Origin of the sequence: Vogesella facilis, from assembly GCF_042648525.1 — a bacterium.
GTDB lineage: Bacteria > Pseudomonadota > Gammaproteobacteria > Burkholderiales > Chromobacteriaceae > Vogesella > Vogesella facilis.
On sequence record NZ_JBHRXN010000031.1, the window covers coordinates 293,462 to 309,373 of the forward strand.

13 protein-coding genes are annotated in these 15,912 nt (G+C 62.6%); 12 read left to right on the forward strand and 1 reads right to left on the reverse strand.

The annotated features are described in order from the left end of the window. The first annotated feature begins 18 nt into the window (after positions 1 to 18). The 5 genes from ACFOLG_RS12605 (at position 19) to ACFOLG_RS12625 (ending at position 4,640) form a co-directional block, all read left to right on the forward strand. A complete protein-coding gene (locus ACFOLG_RS12605; RefSeq protein ID WP_386092322.1) occupies positions 19 to 966 on the forward strand; it encodes a sensor domain-containing diguanylate cyclase in 948 nt (315 codons plus the stop codon). Positions 967 to 1,098: 132 nt separating this feature from the next. Next, on the forward strand, positions 1,099 to 1,860 hold the full coding sequence (locus tag ACFOLG_RS12610) for a fumarylacetoacetate hydrolase family protein (RefSeq protein WP_386092324.1): 762 nt from the start codon (positions 1,099 to 1,101) through the stop codon (positions 1,858 to 1,860). A gap of 483 nt (positions 1,861 to 2,343) precedes the next feature. Further along, positions 2,344 to 3,081 (forward strand): methionine ABC transporter ATP-binding protein, encoded by a 738-nt coding sequence (locus tag ACFOLG_RS12615; protein WP_386092326.1) that lies wholly within the window; start codon positions 2,344 to 2,346, stop codon positions 3,079 to 3,081. Next, on the forward strand, positions 3,082 to 3,768 hold the full coding sequence (locus tag ACFOLG_RS12620; RefSeq protein WP_386092328.1) for a methionine ABC transporter permease: 687 nt from the start codon (positions 3,082 to 3,084) through the stop codon (positions 3,766 to 3,768). It begins immediately after the preceding gene. A 62-nt stretch (positions 3,769 to 3,830) separates the two neighbouring features. After that, entirely contained in the window at positions 3,831 to 4,640 is an 810-nt protein-coding gene (locus ACFOLG_RS12625) for a MetQ/NlpA family ABC transporter substrate-binding protein (protein WP_386092331.1), read from the forward strand. A gap of 241 nt (positions 4,641 to 4,881) precedes the next feature. On the opposite strand, the gene ACFOLG_RS12630 is transcribed toward ACFOLG_RS12625, so the two are convergent. Further along, the gene (locus tag ACFOLG_RS12630) at positions 4,882 to 6,555 is read right to left on the reverse strand and encodes a long-chain-fatty-acid--CoA ligase (protein ID WP_386092334.1); all 1,674 of its coding nucleotides are present in this window, start codon (positions 6,553 to 6,555) and stop codon (positions 4,882 to 4,884) included. 273 nt (positions 6,556 to 6,828) lie between these two features. Between ACFOLG_RS12630 and rimP the strand changes: the two genes are divergently transcribed. From rimP to pnp, 7 genes are all read left to right on the forward strand, one after another. Continuing rightward, on the forward strand, positions 6,829 to 7,254 hold the full coding sequence (gene rimP, locus ACFOLG_RS12635; RefSeq protein ID WP_386092337.1) for a ribosome maturation factor RimP: 426 nt from the start codon (positions 6,829 to 6,831) through the stop codon (positions 7,252 to 7,254). Positions 7,255 to 7,304: 50 nt separating this feature from the next. Then, positions 7,305 to 8,780: a transcription termination factor NusA gene (gene nusA, locus ACFOLG_RS12640; protein WP_386092340.1), complete on the forward strand. Its 1,476-nt coding sequence runs from the start codon at positions 7,305 to 7,307 to the stop codon at positions 8,778 to 8,780. Positions 8,781 to 8,823: 43 nt separating this feature from the next. After that, positions 8,824 to 11,697 carry a translation initiation factor IF-2 gene (gene infB, locus ACFOLG_RS12645; RefSeq protein ID WP_386092342.1) on the forward strand — a complete coding sequence of 958 codons (2,874 nt, stop codon included), beginning with the start codon at positions 8,824 to 8,826 and terminating at the stop codon, positions 11,695 to 11,697. 76 nt (positions 11,698 to 11,773) lie between these two features. Beyond that, positions 11,774 to 12,199 carry a 30S ribosome-binding factor RbfA gene (rbfA, locus tag ACFOLG_RS12650; RefSeq protein WP_386092345.1) on the forward strand — a complete coding sequence of 142 codons (426 nt, stop codon included), beginning with the start codon at positions 11,774 to 11,776 and terminating at the stop codon, positions 12,197 to 12,199. After that, entirely contained in the window at positions 12,196 to 13,116 is a 921-nt protein-coding gene (gene truB, locus ACFOLG_RS12655; protein WP_386092347.1) for a tRNA pseudouridine(55) synthase TruB, read from the forward strand. Before rbfA ends, truB begins: the two co-directional genes overlap by 4 nt. Before the next feature lie 103 nt (positions 13,117 to 13,219). After that, positions 13,220 to 13,489 carry a 30S ribosomal protein S15 gene (rpsO, locus tag ACFOLG_RS12660; protein ID WP_349585702.1) on the forward strand — a complete coding sequence of 90 codons (270 nt, stop codon included), beginning with the start codon at positions 13,220 to 13,222 and terminating at the stop codon, positions 13,487 to 13,489. Positions 13,490 to 13,658: 169 nt separating this feature from the next. Then, entirely contained in the window at positions 13,659 to 15,809 is a 2,151-nt protein-coding gene (gene pnp / locus ACFOLG_RS12665) for a polyribonucleotide nucleotidyltransferase (protein ID WP_386092352.1), read from the forward strand. The last annotated feature ends 103 nt before the right edge of the window (positions 15,810 to 15,912 follow it).

Consider the following 15,912-nt stretch of genomic DNA (forward strand, 5'->3'; position numbering starts at 1 on the left):
ACTCGGGGAGACGTCTGCATGTCCGACGTGAGCGAATTAAGCAGCGACAACGCGGTTTACAAGACCCTGCTGGAATCCACCAGGGCCATCCCCTGGAAAATCGACTGGGCCAGCATGCAGTTTGCCTATATCGGCCCGCAGATCGAGCCATTGCTGGGCTGGCGCCAGGACAGCTGGGTCAGCGCCAACGACTGGGCGATGCGCATCCACCCGGACGACCGCGACTACGTGGTCAACTTCTGCATTGCGCAATCGCAGGCCGGCGTCGACCATGAGGCGGACTACCGCGCGCTGACCAAGGACAACGGCTATGTGTGGATGCGCGATGTGGTGCACGTGGTGCGCAACGACGCCGGCGAGGTGGAGTCGCTGATCGGCTTCATGTTCGATATCAGCGAACGCAAGAAGACCGAGGAAAAGCTGCTGGCGCTGCAGAAGGAACTGGAGGCGCTGTCGTTCAAGGACGGCCTGACCGGCATTGCCAACCGCCGCCGCTTCGACGCCTGCCTGGAGCGGGAGTGGGACGGCGCGCGCAACGGCGGCCAGCCCCTGTCGCTGATCCTGTTCGATGTCGATTTCTTCAAGCAATACAACGATCTGTACGGCCATCTCCAGGGCGACAAATGCCTGACCGACATCGCGCAGACGCTGCAGCTGGCGCTGACCGGGCCGCGCGATCTGGTGGCGCGCTACGGCGGCGAGGAGTTTGTCATCGTGCTGCCGGAGACCGATGCCGCCGGCGCGCAGAAAGTCGCCGCGCGCTGCCAGCGCCTGGTGGAGAAGCTGGCCATCACGCACACGCACTCGCCGCACGCTCAGCTGGTGACGCTGAGCATCGGCGTGGGCACGGTGCAGCCCGCCGCCGGCAGCAGCGCCGTCGACTTTGTCCAGGCGGTGGACCGGCAGCTGTATGCCGCCAAGCAGCACGGCCGCAACCGCATCGAGACGGTAGCGCCGCCGGCATGATGCGCCGTAGCCGGCACCGTGCGCGGGCCGGCATCCCTTCCCAAGGTTGGCCGCATGCCGCGGCCAACCTTGCCAAACCGGATCATGGCCGGTAGAACAGCCGCTTTCCCCTTCGTTACCGGAATCCACGCCATGCACGCCGATGCCATCCGCTCCGCCGCCATCACCCTCGCTGCCCGCCGCCTCAGCGGCGAATGCGGCCCCTTGCTGCAGGGCGATGCCGCCCCGCAGACGCTGGACGAGGCGCTGGCGATCCAGCAGGGCGTGCGCGAGCTGCTGGGCAATGGCGTCGGCGGCTGGAAGTGCGGGCTGCCGGGCGAGGGCCGGGTGGTGCTGGCGCCGATCTTCGCCAGCACGGTAAGCGATGCCGCGCCGTGCCCGGTGTGGGTGCGCGACGGCGTGGTGCGCACCGAGCCGGAGCTGGCCTTCGTGTTTGCCAGCGGGCTGCCGGCGCGCGGCCAACCCTATAGCCGTGACGAGGTGCTGGCGGCGGTCAGCGGCGTGCGGCTGGCGCTGGAGCTGATCGACAGCCGCTTCGACGCCGAACCCAAGCCGCCGTTCCTGCAGTCGCTGGCCGACGGCCTGGTCAACCAGGGCCTGTGGCTGGGGCCGCTGGTGGACAAGGCGCGGGCGCTAGCGGCGAGCACGCTCGCCATCCGCGTGCAGCAGGGTGGGCGCGACGAAGTGCTGGACGGCGTGCACCCGGCCGGCGACCCGCTGGCGCCGCTGCTGTGGCTGGTGGAATACCTGCGCGCGCAGGGTGAGGGGCTGCTGCCGGGGCAGGCGGTGATCACCGGCTCCTATGCCGGGGTGGTGGCGCTGCAGCCGGGCGAACCGGCAACACTGCAGTTCGGCACACTGGGCGCGCTGACCGTGGATTTCGGCGCGCGCTGAGCGCAGCACTTGCCCCGTGGCGCCGGCCAGGCCGCGCGCAGGGGCCGGGTAATCGGGCCGCAGACCGTAACGGGTTTGCGGCCAACGTTTTTGCTGGGATCGCCCGGCTGGGCCTGGGTGACAGGAGCCGCGGGCGGCGCGGGTGGCCGCGGGCAGCGCAACGTTGGCCGCAAAGCCGTGCTGGCAGGCTTATTCTGTATACAGTATGTAAATAGCAGAAAATTCTATAAGCCAGATACTTTACCCGTGGCTGTTATATGGCTACTATTTGTGCATTACAGCGATTGACACAAACGAACAGATACTGTTCAATTGTGATCAATTACTTGATTTAACGCCGATTTGATACAGCTTGCGGGCGTAAAACTGCTAAAGCGTGGAGATTGTCATGTCAGATGATCTGCCAGATTTTCGAATTCGAAGATTCCATGCTTAAAGCCCGCCAGCACACCAACGGCGGGCTTTATTGTTTTGGAGTCCCGGATGATTCACCTCAAGAATGTGCACAAGCGCTTCCGCCGCCCCGACGGCGGCTGGTTCGACGCGGTGCGCGACACCACCCTCCACATCAAGGAAGGCGAGATTTTCGGCCTGATCGGTTTTTCCGGCGCCGGCAAATCCACCCTGCTGCGCCTGATCAACCTGCTGGAACGCCCGGATAGCGGCGATGTCGTGGTGGACGGCCAGATTCTGACCGCGCTGTCCGCCCGCGAGCTGCGCCGTGCCCGCCAGAACATCGGCATGGTGTTCCAGCAGTTCAACCTGATGGCCAACCGCACCGTGGCCGACAACGTGGCCTTTCCGCTGGAGATCGCCGGCTGGAGCCGCGCCGAGATCGAGCAGCGCGTGGCGGAATGCCTGGACATCGTCGGCCTGGCCGACCGTGCCGGCCATTACCCGGCGCAGCTGTCCGGCGGCCAGAAGCAGCGCGTCGGCATCGCCCGCGCGCTGGCGCCGCGTCCGCACGTGATCCTGGCCGACGAGCCGACCTCGGCGCTGGACCCCAAGACCACGCAATCCATTCTCGACTGCCTGCAGGACATCAACAGCCGCTTCGGCGTCACCGTGGTGATCGTTACCCACGAGATGCACGTGGTGCGCTCCATCTGCCATCGCGCCGCGCTGCTGGATGCCGGCGAAGTGGTGGAAACCCTGCTGGTGGACAACAAGACCGTGGCGGCGACTTCCGCGTTGGCCAAATCCCTGCTGGAGGTGGCGTAAATGGAAGAACTGACTTTCGCCCAGGCGCTGAGCAATGTGCTGGAGATGTCGCCGGAGATCTGGCAGGCCAGCCTGGAAACCGGACTGATGCTGGCCATCGGCCTGTCTGCCGCCATCCTGCTGGGTGGCCCGCTGGGCGTGTTGCTGTACCTGTCGCAGCCGGGGCAGCTGTTTGCCAACCGCACGGTGAACGGTGTGCTGGGCTGGCTGGTGAACCTGGTGCGCTCCTTCCCCTTCATCATCCTGATGGTGTCGCTGGTGCCGCTGACCCGCGTGCTGGTGGGTTCCACCATCGGCCCGGTGGCCGCTGCGGTGCCGCTGTCGTTTGCCGCCATTCCGTACTTCGCCCGCCTGGTGGAGCAGACCCTGCGCGAGATTCCGCGCGGGGTGGTGGAGGCGGCCGAAGCCATGGGCGCCAGCCCGGCGCAGATCATCGGCAAGGTGCTGATCAATGAGGCCCGTGCCGGCCTGATTTCCAGCCTCACCATTCTTACCATCAGCTTCCTCAGCTACTCGGCAGTGGCCGGCGTGGTGGGCGGCGGCGGCATTGGCGACCTGGCCATCCGCTACGGCTACTACCGCTTCCAGACCGAGGTGATGGTGGCAATGGTGCTGCTGCTGGTGGTGATCGTGCAGATCATCCAGTTTGCCGGCAACCGCCTGGCGGCGCGGCTGGATAAACGTTAACCCCGACCGGGGCGGGTAGATGCGCCCCATTACAAAGAGATCACTCTCACAAGGAGCTAATAATGCGTCGTTTTGTACTGAAATCGCTGGCGGTTGCCGCCCTGGGTCTGACTATTGCGGCCAACGTGCAGGCTGCCGATCCGGCCAAGAAGGAAATCGTCATCGGTACCACCGTGGGCGACTTTGGTGACATGGTGAAGCAGTCGATCAAGCCGATCCTGGAAAAGCAGGGCTACAGCGTGAAGCTGGTGGAATTCACCGACTACGTGCGCCCGAACCTGGCGCTGCAGGAAGGCTCGCTGGACGTGAACGTGTTCCAGCACAAGCCGTACCTGGACAACTTTGCCAAGGAACACAAGCTGTCCCTGAAGGAAGTATTCCAGGTGCCGACTGCGCCGCTGGGCATCTATCCGGGCAAGCTGAAAGCACTGAAAGACGTGAAGCCGGGCAGCACTGTTTCCGCCCCGAACGACCCGTCCAACTTTGCCCGTGCGCTGGTGATGTTTGCCGACCTGGGCTGGATCAAGCTGAAGAAGGGCATCAACCCGCTGACCGCTTCCGAGCGTGACATCGACGTGAACGTGAAGCAGATCAAGATCGTGCCGCTGGAAGCCGCGCAACTGCCGCGTTCGCGCAACGATGTGGACTTCGCGGTGATCAACGGCAACTACGCCACCAGCTCCGGCATCAAGCTGACCGAAGCCGTGTTCCAGGAGAAGAGCTACGCCTACGTGAACTGGGGCGCGATGCGTGCTGGCGACGTGGCCAAACCGTGGGCCAAGGACGTGATCGCCGCCTACAACTCCAAGGACTTCCGCGGCTGGGCGACCCAGAAATACGCCGGCTACAAGCTGCCGGCTGCCTGGAAGTAAGTCTTTATTCGCATGGCGGCAGGGTGGCTTGTACTCGGCGACAACAGGGTGCTGCCCCGCCCGCCGTGCCGGCCGCTTGCGGCCAACCTTTTCCTTGAAACACTCCTGGCATTCAAGGCTTCTCCGCGGACTTCGGTCCGCTTTTTTTTTGCCTGCCCGGCGGTCGCTGCCGGCTTGCATGCGGCGGTGGGCGGGCGCAAAAAAGCCCGCCGAAGCGGGCTTTAGCTGAGGCTTGCGGCGGTCAGGCTTTCACTTCGGCGTCGCGCAGCGCACGGCGCAGGATCTTGCCGACGTTGGTCTTGGGCAACTCGCTGCGGAACTCGACGAACTTTGGCACCTTGTAGCCGGTGAGGTTCTCGCGGCAGTGGTGGATGATGTCCTTTTCGCTGAGCGACGGGTCCTTGCGCACCACGAACACTTTCACCACTTCGCCGGACTTGTCGTCCGGAATGCCGATGCAGGCCACTTCCAGCACGCCCGGGTGTAGCGCCACCACGTCTTCGATCTCGTTCGGGTACACGTTGAAGCCGGACACCAGGATCATGTCCTTCTTGCGGTCCACCAGCTTGACGTAGCCTTCGGGTGTCAGCATCGCCATGTCGCCGGTGGCGAGGAAGCCCTGGCTGTCGATCACCTTGGCGGTTTCGTCCGGGCGCTGCCAGTAGCCTTTCATCACCTGCGGGCCACGGATGCACAGTTCGCCGGATTCGCCGATGCCCAGCGCCTGGCCGGTGCTGTCGCGGATTTCGATGTCGGTGGACGGAATCGGCAGGCCGATGGTGCCGTTGTATTCCTTCATGTCCAGCGGGTTGATGCAGGCGGCCGGGCTGGTTTCGGTCAGGCCGTAGGCTTCGATCAGCGGGGTGCCGGTGATCTGCTTCCATTTTTCCGCCACCGCCTTCTGCACTGCCATGCCGCCACCCAGCGCCAGGCGCCAGCTGGAGAAATCCACGCTCTTGAAGTCGGGGTTGTTGAGCAGGGCGTTGAACAGGGTGTTGACGCCGGTAATGGCGGTAACCTTGTACTTTTTCAGTTCCTTGATGAAGCCTGGGATGTCGCGCGGGTTGGTGATCAGCACGCTGAGAGCGCCGACCTCGGTGAACACCATCAGGTTGGCCGTCAGGCAGAAGATATGGTACAGCGGCAGCGCGGTGACGATCACTTCCTGGCCTTCGCGCACGGCGTGCTTGATCCACTCGCCGGCCTGCAGCATGTTGGCGACGATGTTCTTGTGCGTCAGCATCGCGCCCTTGGACACGCCGGTGGTGCCGCCGGTGTACTGCAGGAAGGCGATATCGTCATGGCCGAGTGCAACCGGGGTGTACGGCCTGGCGGCGCCCAGCTTCAGGGTGTCGTTGAAGCGGATGTGGCCGGGGATGTGCCACGGCGGCACCATTTTCTTGATCTTGCGCACCACGAAGTTGACGATCAGTCCCTTGGGGAAGCCCAGCATGTCGCCGATGCTGGCGATGATCACGTTCTTCACCGGCGTGCGCGGCAGTACCTGCTCCAGCACGCTGGCGAAGTTTTCCAGGATCAGGATGGTGTCGACGCCGGCATCCTTCAGCTGGTGCTCCAGCTCGCGCGGGGTGTACAGCGGGTTGACGTTCACCACGGTGCCACCGGCGCGCAGGATGCCGAACACGGCTACCGGGTACTGCAGCAGGTTGGGCATCATGATGGCGACACGGGCGCCTTTGGCCAGCTTGAGCGTGTGCTGCAGGTAGGAGGCAAACTGGGCGGACAAGCTGTCCAGCTCGCCGTAGCTGAGCACCTTGTCCATGCAGGCCAGCGCCGGGCGGTCACGGAACTTGGCCGCACTGCGTTCGAATACTTCGGTGACCGACTGGAACTCGTTGATGTCGATCTCGTGGGCAATGCCAGGCTGGTAATTTTTGAGCCAGATCTTTTCCATGGCGTTTGGCTTCTCCGTCGTGTTGGATTTGTCGCCACCCTCTCTGTTATGGCGAACTGCGTGTGGAGGGTAGTCAGGCTTACTATAGGTAATTCTTATGAAACGCCCGTTTGCTTGGCGCGCGACAACTCTACCCGATGTCGCTGCCGGTGCAAAGCTGGCCCCGTGCGCGGGGCCGGGGCTCGGTTTTCTTTTGCCGCAGAATGGTTTATAATCGCGGCATTTTAGGGATGGGCGGGTTTCGCCCATTTTTTATTTCTGGAATAGATGCCCATGGATGTACGTTTGCTGCTCGAGAACACGCTGCCCGGTATGGGCTATGAGCTTGTGGATTTTGAATTGACGCCTGGGGGCGGTTTTCGCGTGTTCATGGACAAGCCGGGCGGCATTACCGTGGAAGATTGCGTGGCGGTGAGCAATCACCTGACGCGCCTGTTCATGGTCGAGAACGTCGATTACGACCGCCTTGAAGTGTCCTCGCCCGGTCTTGACCGGCCGCTGAAAAAGGAAGCGGATTACGTTCGCTTCAGCGGCAGCCTGGCCAAGATCCGTACCCGTCTGCCCATCGACAACCAGAAGCGTTTCATGGGCCGGATCGTCGGTATCGCCGAAGGCGTGGTATCGCTGGAAGTGGACGGCCGCACTGTTGCCATTCCCCTGTCGAATATCGACAAGGCCCGGCTGGAGCCGGAGTTCTGATCGTCAGGACGTTGGCCGCATAAAAAAGAATACGAAATTCGGAGGATTGAATGAGTCGCGAGATTTTGTTGTTGGTTGATGCGCTGGCGAGCGAAAAGAATGTCGGCCGTGAGGTGGTGTTCTCTGCGCTGGAACTGGCGCTGGCTTCGGCTACCAAGAAAAAATTCAACGATGAGGAAATCGACGTTCGCGTAGAGATCGACCGTCACAATGGCCAGTACCAGAGCTTCCGTCGCTGGACCGTGGTGGATGCCGAGGCGCTGGAGTTCGAAGACCGCGAACTGAGCCTGGAAGAGGCCCGCGATCGTGATCCGCGGGCCGAACTGGGTGGCGTGATCGAAGAACCGATGGAAGCGGTGGAGTTTGGCCGCATCGGTGCGCAGGCTGCCAAGCAGGTAATCCTGCAGAAGATCCGCGATGCTGAGCGCGAACAGGTGCTCAACGAGTTCCTGCAGCGCCGTGAAAGCCTGATCAGCGGCACCATCAAGCGCATCGAACGTGGCAATGCCATTGTTGAGTGCGGCAAGCTGGAAGCGGTGCTGCCGCGTGATCAGATGATCCCGAAGGAAAACCTGCGCGTGGGTGACCGCGTCAAGGCCTGCCTGCTGCGCATCGATCGTCTGGGCCGTGGCCCGCAGCTGATCCTTTCGCGCACCTCGCGCGACTTCCTGGTGAAGCTGTTCGAGCAGGAAGTGCCGGAGATCGAAGACGGCATGCTGGACATCAAGGAAGCAGCCCGTGACCCGGGTATGCGCGCCAAGATGGCCGTCAAGTCCAATGACCCGCGCCTGGACCCGCAAGGTACCTGCATCGGTGTGCGCGGCTCCCGCGTACAGACCGTGACCCAGGAACTGGCCGGCGAGCGTATCGACATCGTGCTGTGGGCACCGGATCCGGCACAGTTCGTGATCAACGCACTGTCCCCGGCCGAAGTGAATCGCATCATGGTGGATGAAGACACTCACACCATGGATGTGGTGGTGGAGGAAGAGCAGCTGGCACTGGCCATTGGCCGTGGCGGCCAGAACGTGAAGCTCGCTGCCGAGCTGACCGGCTGGAACCTGAACATCCTGACCGTCTCCGAGGCGGAAGAGAAACACCTGGAAGAAGACGCCAAGCTGCGTGACCACTTCATGCAGCACCTGGGTGTGGACGAGGATATCGCCGCCGTGCTGGTGCAAGAGGGCTTCGCCACACTGGAAGAAGTGGCGTATGTGCCGATTTCCGAAATGCTGGAGATCGAAGGTTTTGACGAAGCTCTGGTGAATGAGCTGCGTAGTCGTGCGCGTGACGCCATCCTGACCCTGGCCATTGCCTCGGAAGAAAAGGTCGAGGATGTATCCGAAGACCTGAAGAGCATGGAAGGTCTGGATAGCGAGCTTGTGCGCAAACTGGCCGAAAACGGCGTGACCACCCGTGACGACCTGGCGGATCTCGCCGTAGATGATTTGGTCGACATGACCGGCATGGAAGCCGATGCGGCCCGCGCCTTGATCATGAAAGCGCGCGAACACTGGTTTAACTAACCAGCCGCATATGGACGATTGCTAGAAGGAATTAGGAATACGCATGGTTTTGACGAATGTAAAACAGTTTGCGAGCGAGCTGGGCTTGTCCCCGGAACGGTTGCTGGAGCAACTGAGCAACGCCGGCGTGAGCAAGCGCAGCCTGGAAGACGCACTCACCGAGCAGGACAAAAAACAGCTGCTGGACTACTTGAAGTCCTCTCATGGTGCGCGTGACGAAGGCAAAATCACCCTGACTCGCAAGCAGACCAGCGAAATCCATACTGCTGCCGGTAGCACCGTGAAGGTGGAAACCCGCAAGAAGCGTGTGTTCGTGCGTCCGGAAGACGAAGTACAGAAGCCGGCCGCTGCCGTTGCCGCTGTAGAGCCGGTGGCCCCGGTGGCAGTGGCTGCTGCCCCGGTGCCGGAAAGCAAGCCGGAGCCGGTGGTGGTTGCCGAGCCCGCCAAGGTGGAAGCACCGAAGCCGGCGGAGAGCAAGCCGGTTGCCGCCAAGGTGGAGAAGCCGGTAGAAGCCAAGGCTGTGGAAGCCAAGGTCGAAGCGAAGGCCGTTGAGCCGGTTGCGCCGGTAAAACAGCCGACGCTGAGCCGTCCGGCCTCCATCCTGTCGGATGCCGAAATGGCCTCCCGTGCTGCGGAAGAGGCTCGTCAGGCCGAGTTCCGTGCTCGCCAGCAGGCACTGCTGCGCGAAAAGCAGGAACGTGAAGCACGCCGTCTGGCGGCGCGTCAGGAAGCTGCTGCGCCGAAACCGGCTGCAGCACCGGCGGCGGCCAAGGCGGAAGATCTGCCGCGTTCGGCCAAGCCGACCCAGCCGCGCATGCAGCCGGCTGAAGGCGCAGCACAGCCGCGTGAGCAGGGTGCACGCGATGCCAACCGTTCCGCTCGTCCGGGTTCTACCGGTTCGCGACCGGCAGCCGGTGCACCGGCGCGTCCGGGTGCGCCTGCTCCGGCAGCCGCGCCCGCTCCGGGCGCGGATCGTCCGGGCGACAAGCGCGGCGGTAACAAGAAGCCGGGTGGCAAGGACGGCTGGAGTGATGGCCGTGGCAAAGGTAAAGGCCTGAAAACCCGCGGCGGCGATGCCAGCAACGACTGGAAATCGCGCAAGGGTGGCAAGCACAAGGGCGGCAACAATGCCCACGCTTTCCAGGCCCCGACCGAGCCTATCGTGCATGAAGTGCTGGTGCCGGAAACCATTACCGTTGGCGATCTGGCTCACCGTATGGCCGTGAAGGCCGCCGAGGTGATCAAGACCCTGATGAAGATGGGCATGATGGTGACCATCAACCAGGTGCTGGACCAGGAAACCGCGCTGATCGTGGTGGAAGAAATGGGTCACGTCGGCAAGGCCGCGCAGGCGGACGATCCGGAAGCCTATCTGGATGTGGGTGGTGAAGTGGCCGCAGCCGAAGCGCTGCCGCGCCCGCCGGTGGTGACCGTGATGGGTCACGTTGACCATGGTAAGACCTCGCTGCTGGACTACATCCGTCGTGCCAAGGTTGCTGCTGGCGAAGCCGGCGGCATTACCCAGCACATCGGTGCCTACCACGTGGAAACCCCGCGCGGCATGATCACCTTCCTGGACACTCCGGGTCACGAGGCGTTTACCGCCATGCGTGCTCGCGGTGCCAAGGCGACCGACATCGTGGTGCTGGTAGTGGCTGCCGACGACGGCGTGATGCCGCAGACCATCGAAGCGGTGCACCATGCCAAAGCCGCAGGCGTGCCGATTGTGGTGGCAGTGAACAAGATCGACAAGCAGGGCGCCAACCCGGAGCGTATCCGCCAGGAACTGGTTGCCCATGAAGTGGTGCCGGAAGACTGGGGTGGCGATACCCAGTTCATCGAAGTGTCGGCCAAAATGGGCCTGAACATCGACGGCCTGCTGGAAGCGATCCTGCTGCAAGCCGAGGTGCTGGAACTGACCGCCCCGGTGAAGGCGCCGGCCAAGGGCATCATCGTGGAAGCCCGTCTGGACAAGGGCCGTGGCCCGGTGGCAACCCTGCTGGTACAGAGCGGTACCCTGAAGAAGGGCGACATCGTGCTGGCTGGTACCGCCTTCGGTCGCGTACGTGCCATGATCGACGAAAACGGCAAGGCCATCGACGAAGCTGGCCCGGCAATTCCGGTGGAAATCCTCGGTCTGTCCGATGTGCCGTCTGCCGGTGAGGATGCCATGGTACTGGCCGACGAGAAAAAGGCGCGTGAAATCGCCCTGTTCCGTGCCGGCAAGTTCCGCGACGTGCGTCTGGCCAAGCAGCAAGCCGCCAAGCTGGAAAACATGTTTGCCCAGATGTCCGAGGGCGAGGTGCAGAGCCTCTCCATCATCATCAAGGCCGACGTGCAGGGTTCCTACGAAGCGCTGGCCGGCAGCCTGCAAAAGCTGTCCACCGACGAAGTGCGCGTCAACATCCTGCACTCCGGTGTGGGTGGTATCACCGAATCCGACATCAACCTGGCGATTGCGTCCAAGGCGATCGTGGTGGGCTTCAACGTGCGCGCCGATGCGGCCGCCCGCAAGCTGGCCGAGGGCGAGGCGGTGGAGATTCGCTACTACAACATCATCTACGACGTAGTGGATGACGTGAAGGCAGCGATGTCCGGCATGCTGGCTCCGGAGAAGAAGGAGCAGGTGCTGGGTACCGTGGAGATCCGCCAGGTGATCACCGTGTCCAAGGTGGGCAATATCGCCGGTTGTATGGTGACCGACGGTCTGGTGAAGCGCAGCGCTTCCGTGCGTCTGATCCGCAACAACGTGGTGGTGCATACCGGCGAACTGGACTCGCTGAAACGCTTCAAAGACGACGTGAAGGAAGTGAAGCAGGGTTACGAATGTGGCCTGATGCTGAAGAACTTCAACGACATCCACGAAGGCGACCAGCTGGAAGTGTTCGAAATCGTAGAAGTGGCTCGCACGCTGTAAGCGGTGACCATGCAGGCGAGCGTGTCCGGTGCGTCCGGGCGCGCTCGCCTTTGTTATTTGATACAGGAAACCAGACATGGCAAAGGCCAAAAAAGGCTTTTCTCGCGCCGACCGCATCTCCGAGCAGATTCAGCGTGAGCTGGCCGAATTGATCCGCAAGGGTCTGAAAGATCCGCGAGTGGGTTGGGTCACCATCACGGCGGTGGAGGTCACGCGTGACTATTCGCATGCCAAGGTGTTCTACACCGTAATGGACGACAGTAAGCGCGAGATCACCCAGGAGGCGCTGGAAAGTGCAGCCGGCTACCTGCGCAACGGTATCGGCAAGGTGCTGCAGATCTTCACTACGCCGCAGCTGCATTTCGTCTACGACGACTCCATTGCCCGTGGCGTGTACATGAGCCGTCTGATCGACGACGTGGTGGCCGGCAGTGCGGCCAACCCTGATGCGGATGCAGCGGCTGGGGATGACGAGCCGGACGAGGGTGCAGATAAGGCATGAGCGCGCCGCGTCGCATCAAGTTGAACATCAACGGCGTGCTGCTGCTGGACAAGCCCTACGGCATCAGCAGCAACGGCGCGCTGCAGAAAGCGCGCTGGCAGTACAGTGCCGCCAAGGCCGGCCACACCGGCGTGCTCGACCCGCTGGCCACCGGTCTGCTGCCGGTGTGCTTCGGCGAGGCCACCAAGTTTTCCTCCTACCTGCTGGATGCCGACAAGGGCTACCGTGCCACCATCAAGTTCGGTGCGGTGACCACCACCGGCGATGTGGAAGGCGAGGTGGTGGTGCAGCGTCCGGTGGCATTCGGCCGCGCCGCGCTGGAGGCTGCCATTGCCGCGCATAGCGGCGCCATCAGCCAGGTGCCGCCGATGTACTCGGCGCTCAAGCACCAGGGCAAGGCGCTGTACGAGTACGCGCGCGAGGGTATCGAGATCGAGCGTCAGGCACGCAATGTCACCATTCATCGCATCGAGCTGCTCGAGTTTGCCGGCGATAGCGCGGTAATCGACGTGCTGTGCAGCAAGGGCACCTATATCCGTACCCTGGCGCAGGACATCGGCGAGATGCTGGGCTGTGGCGCGCACCTCACCGCGTTGCGACGCACCACCACCGGCGGTTTCCGGTTGCAGGATGCGCACACGCTGGAGGCGATCGAGACGCTGCCGGCGGCCGAGCGCGGTAGCCTGCTGCTGCCGGTGGATGTGCTGGTGTCGCATTTTCCCGCCGCAGCGTTGGCCGCAAGCGAGGCAGTACGTTTTTGTCACGGCCAGGCGGTGCATGCGCAGGAAAAGTATGCGACAATGCTGCGCTTTCGCGTATACCACGCAGATACGCAAGAATTCCTCGGCTTGGCCGATGCAACGCCGCAAGGTCTGCTGCAGCCGGTCCGGGTAATGGCAGCGCAAGCTGCAAACTAGCGAAGTGTGGATGGGTTGGCGTCGGTAACGGCGCAGGCTCGCTGCACTTGTCGGGTGCCGTTCCTGGAATGGTGACCCTCAACCGATATTGGAGTATTTCCACATGGCAATGACCGCCGAACAAAAAGCCCTGATCGTTCAAGATTTCCAGCGTAAGGAAGGCGATACCGGCTCTTCCGAAGTTCAGGTTGCGCTGCTGACCGCTCGCATCAACGACCTCACCCCGCACTTCAAAGCCAACACCAAGGATCACCACAGCCGTCGTGGTCTGCTGAAGCTGGTGAGCCGTCGTCGTCGTCTGCTTGACTACCTCAAGCGCACCGATGCAGACAGCTACCGCGCCCTGATTACTCGTCTGGGTCTGCGCAAGTAATCGGTTAGAATACGGAAAAGTCGCAGCTAGTCTGCGACTTTTCCGTTTCTGCTTCTGCACGTTCTTTATTGTCACAACGGGGGGAGCCTCTACGAGCTGGCATTGCTCACAGTGACCGCTGCGTAGGGGTTCCCGTTGTAATCCTTCGATCCTGATACAAAGGACCTCCATGTTTAACAAAGTTACCAAGTCGTTCCAGTACGGCCGTCATACCGTCACCCTGGAAACCGGCGAAGTTGCCCGCCAGGCCTCCGGTGCCGTGCTGGTATCCGTAGAAGACACCGTGGTACTGGTGAGCGTAGTTGGCTCCAAGAACGTAAAACCGGGCCAGGACTTCTTCCCGCTGACCGTGGACTACCTGGAGCGTACCTACGCTGCCGGCAAGATCCCGGGTGGCTTCTTCAAGCGCGAAGGCAAACAGTCCGAGAAGGAAATCCTGACCAGCCGCCTGATCGACCGTCCAATCCGCCCGCTGTTCCCAGAAGGCTTCTACCACGACGTGCAGATCGTGGCCACCGTGATGTCGCTGAACCCGGAAGTGGATTCCGACATTCCGGCGATGATCGGCGCCTCCGCCGCACTGGCCATCTCCGGCCTGCCGTTCAACGGCCCGATCGGCGCCGTGCGCGTGGGTTACGCCAACGGTGAATACCTGCTGAACCCGACCAAGACCGAGCTGGAAACCTCGGAAATGGATCTGGTGGTTGCCGGTACCGAGCGCGCCGTGCTGATGGTGGAATCCGAAGCCAAGGAACTGTCCGAAGCCGTGATGCTGGGCGCCGTGGTCTTCGGCCACGAGCAGATGCAAGCGGCCATCACCGCCATCAACGAGTTCGCCGACGAAGTGAACCCGGTAATGTGGGACTGGGCTGCCCCGGCCAAGAACGAAGAGCTGATCGCCAAGATCCGCGACATCTCCGGCGAAGCCATCGCCAACGCCTTCCGCATCCGCCAGAAGGGTGCCCGCTCCGAGGCGCTGGGCGCCGCCTGGGCACTGGTAAAGGCCGCGCTGATCACCGAAGACACCGACACCCTGCTCGCCAACGAGATCAAGGGCATCTTCAAGTCGCTGGAAGCCGAGATCGTCCGCGGCCAGATCCTGAACGGCGAGCCGCGCATCGACGGCCGCGATACCCGCACCGTGCGCCCGATCGCCATCCGCACCGGCGTACTGCCGCGCGTACACGGCTCCGCACTGTTCACCCGCGGTGAAACCCAGGCTATCGTTGCCGCTACCCTGGGCACCAAGCGTGACGAGCAGATCATCGACGCGCTGGCCGGTGAATACACCGACCGCTTCATGCTGCATTACAACTTCCCGCCGTACTCCACCGGTGAAGCCGGCCGCATGGGCCCGCCGAAGCGCCGTGAAATCGGCCACGGCCGTCTGGCCAAGCGTGCACTGGCACAAGTGCTGCCGTCGGAAGCCGAGTTCGGCTACACCATGCGCGTGGTATCCGAGATCACCGAATCCAACGGCTCCTCGTCGATGGCATCGGTGTGCGGCGGCTGCCTGTCGCTGCTGTCCGCCGGCGTGCCGCTGAAAGCGCACGTGGCCGGTATCGCCATGGGTCTGATCCTAGAAGCCAACCGCTTCGCCGTGCTGACCGACATCCTGGGTGACGAAGACCACCTGGGCGACATGGACTTCAAGGTGGCCGGTACCGCTGCTGGCGTAACCGCGCTGCAGATGGACATCAAGATCCAGGGCATCACCAAGGACATCATGCAGATCGCGCTGGAGCAGGCCAAGGAAGGCCGTCTGCACATCCTGGGTCACATGAAGGAAGCCATCGAAGGCCCGCAGGAGCTGTCCAGCCACGCGCCGCGCCTGTACGTGATGAAGATCAACCCGGAGAAAATCCGCGAAGTGATCGGCAAGGGTGGCGAAACCATCCGTGGCATCACCAAGGACACCGGTTGCGAGATCAACATCGAGGAAGATGGCACCATCACCATCGCCTCCGTGTCGACCGAAAACGCCGAAGCGGCCAAGAAGCGCATCGAGGAAATCACTGCCGAAGTGGAAGTGGGCAAGGTGTACGAAGGCCCGGTAGTGAAGATCCTGGACAACAACGTCGGCGCCATCGTGTCCATCATGCCGGGTAAAGACGGCCTGGTGCACATCTCGCAGATCGCCCACGAGCGCATCAAGAACGTGAGCGACTACCTGCAGGAAGGCCAGATCGTGAAAGTGAAAGCCATCGAGATGGACGATCGCGGTCGCGTGCGCCTGTCCATCAAGGCGCTGCTGGACAACCCGACTGCACCGGCCCCGGCCGCTGCCCAGGGTGAATCCTCCTTCGGTCTGAAGAACTAAGTTGCCGCCGGCGTAAGCCGGTCGCCACTGACAACGCCCGCAGCGAATGCTGCGGGCGTTTTGTTTTATGGTGTTGCGGCCAACGTTGGCCGCAAAAAAAAAA

Coding starts and splice junctions, on each gene's coding strand:
- ACFOLG_RS12605 (WP_386092322.1), top strand. CDS start 19: ATGTCCGACGTGAGCGAATTAAGCAGCGACAACGCGGTTTACAAGACC.
- ACFOLG_RS12610 (WP_386092324.1), top strand. CDS start 1,099: ATGCACGCCGATGCCATCCGCTCCGCCGCCATCACCCTCGCTGCCCGC.
- ACFOLG_RS12615 (WP_386092326.1), top strand. CDS start 2,344: ATGATTCACCTCAAGAATGTGCACAAGCGCTTCCGCCGCCCCGACGGC.
- ACFOLG_RS12620 (WP_386092328.1), top strand. CDS start 3,082: ATGGAAGAACTGACTTTCGCCCAGGCGCTGAGCAATGTGCTGGAGATG.
- ACFOLG_RS12625 (WP_386092331.1), top strand. CDS start 3,831: ATGCGTCGTTTTGTACTGAAATCGCTGGCGGTTGCCGCCCTGGGTCTG.
- ACFOLG_RS12630 (WP_386092334.1), bottom strand. CDS start 6,555: ATGGAAAAGATCTGGCTCAAAAATTACCAGCCTGGCATTGCCCACGAG.
- rimP (WP_386092337.1), top strand. CDS start 6,829: ATGGATGTACGTTTGCTGCTCGAGAACACGCTGCCCGGTATGGGCTAT.
- nusA (WP_386092340.1), top strand. CDS start 7,305: ATGAGTCGCGAGATTTTGTTGTTGGTTGATGCGCTGGCGAGCGAAAAG.
- infB (WP_386092342.1), top strand. CDS start 8,824: ATGGTTTTGACGAATGTAAAACAGTTTGCGAGCGAGCTGGGCTTGTCC.
- rbfA (WP_386092345.1), top strand. CDS start 11,774: ATGGCAAAGGCCAAAAAAGGCTTTTCTCGCGCCGACCGCATCTCCGAG.
- truB (WP_386092347.1), top strand. CDS start 12,196: ATGAGCGCGCCGCGTCGCATCAAGTTGAACATCAACGGCGTGCTGCTG.
- rpsO (WP_349585702.1), top strand. CDS start 13,220: ATGGCAATGACCGCCGAACAAAAAGCCCTGATCGTTCAAGATTTCCAG.
- pnp (WP_386092352.1), top strand. CDS start 13,659: ATGTTTAACAAAGTTACCAAGTCGTTCCAGTACGGCCGTCATACCGTC.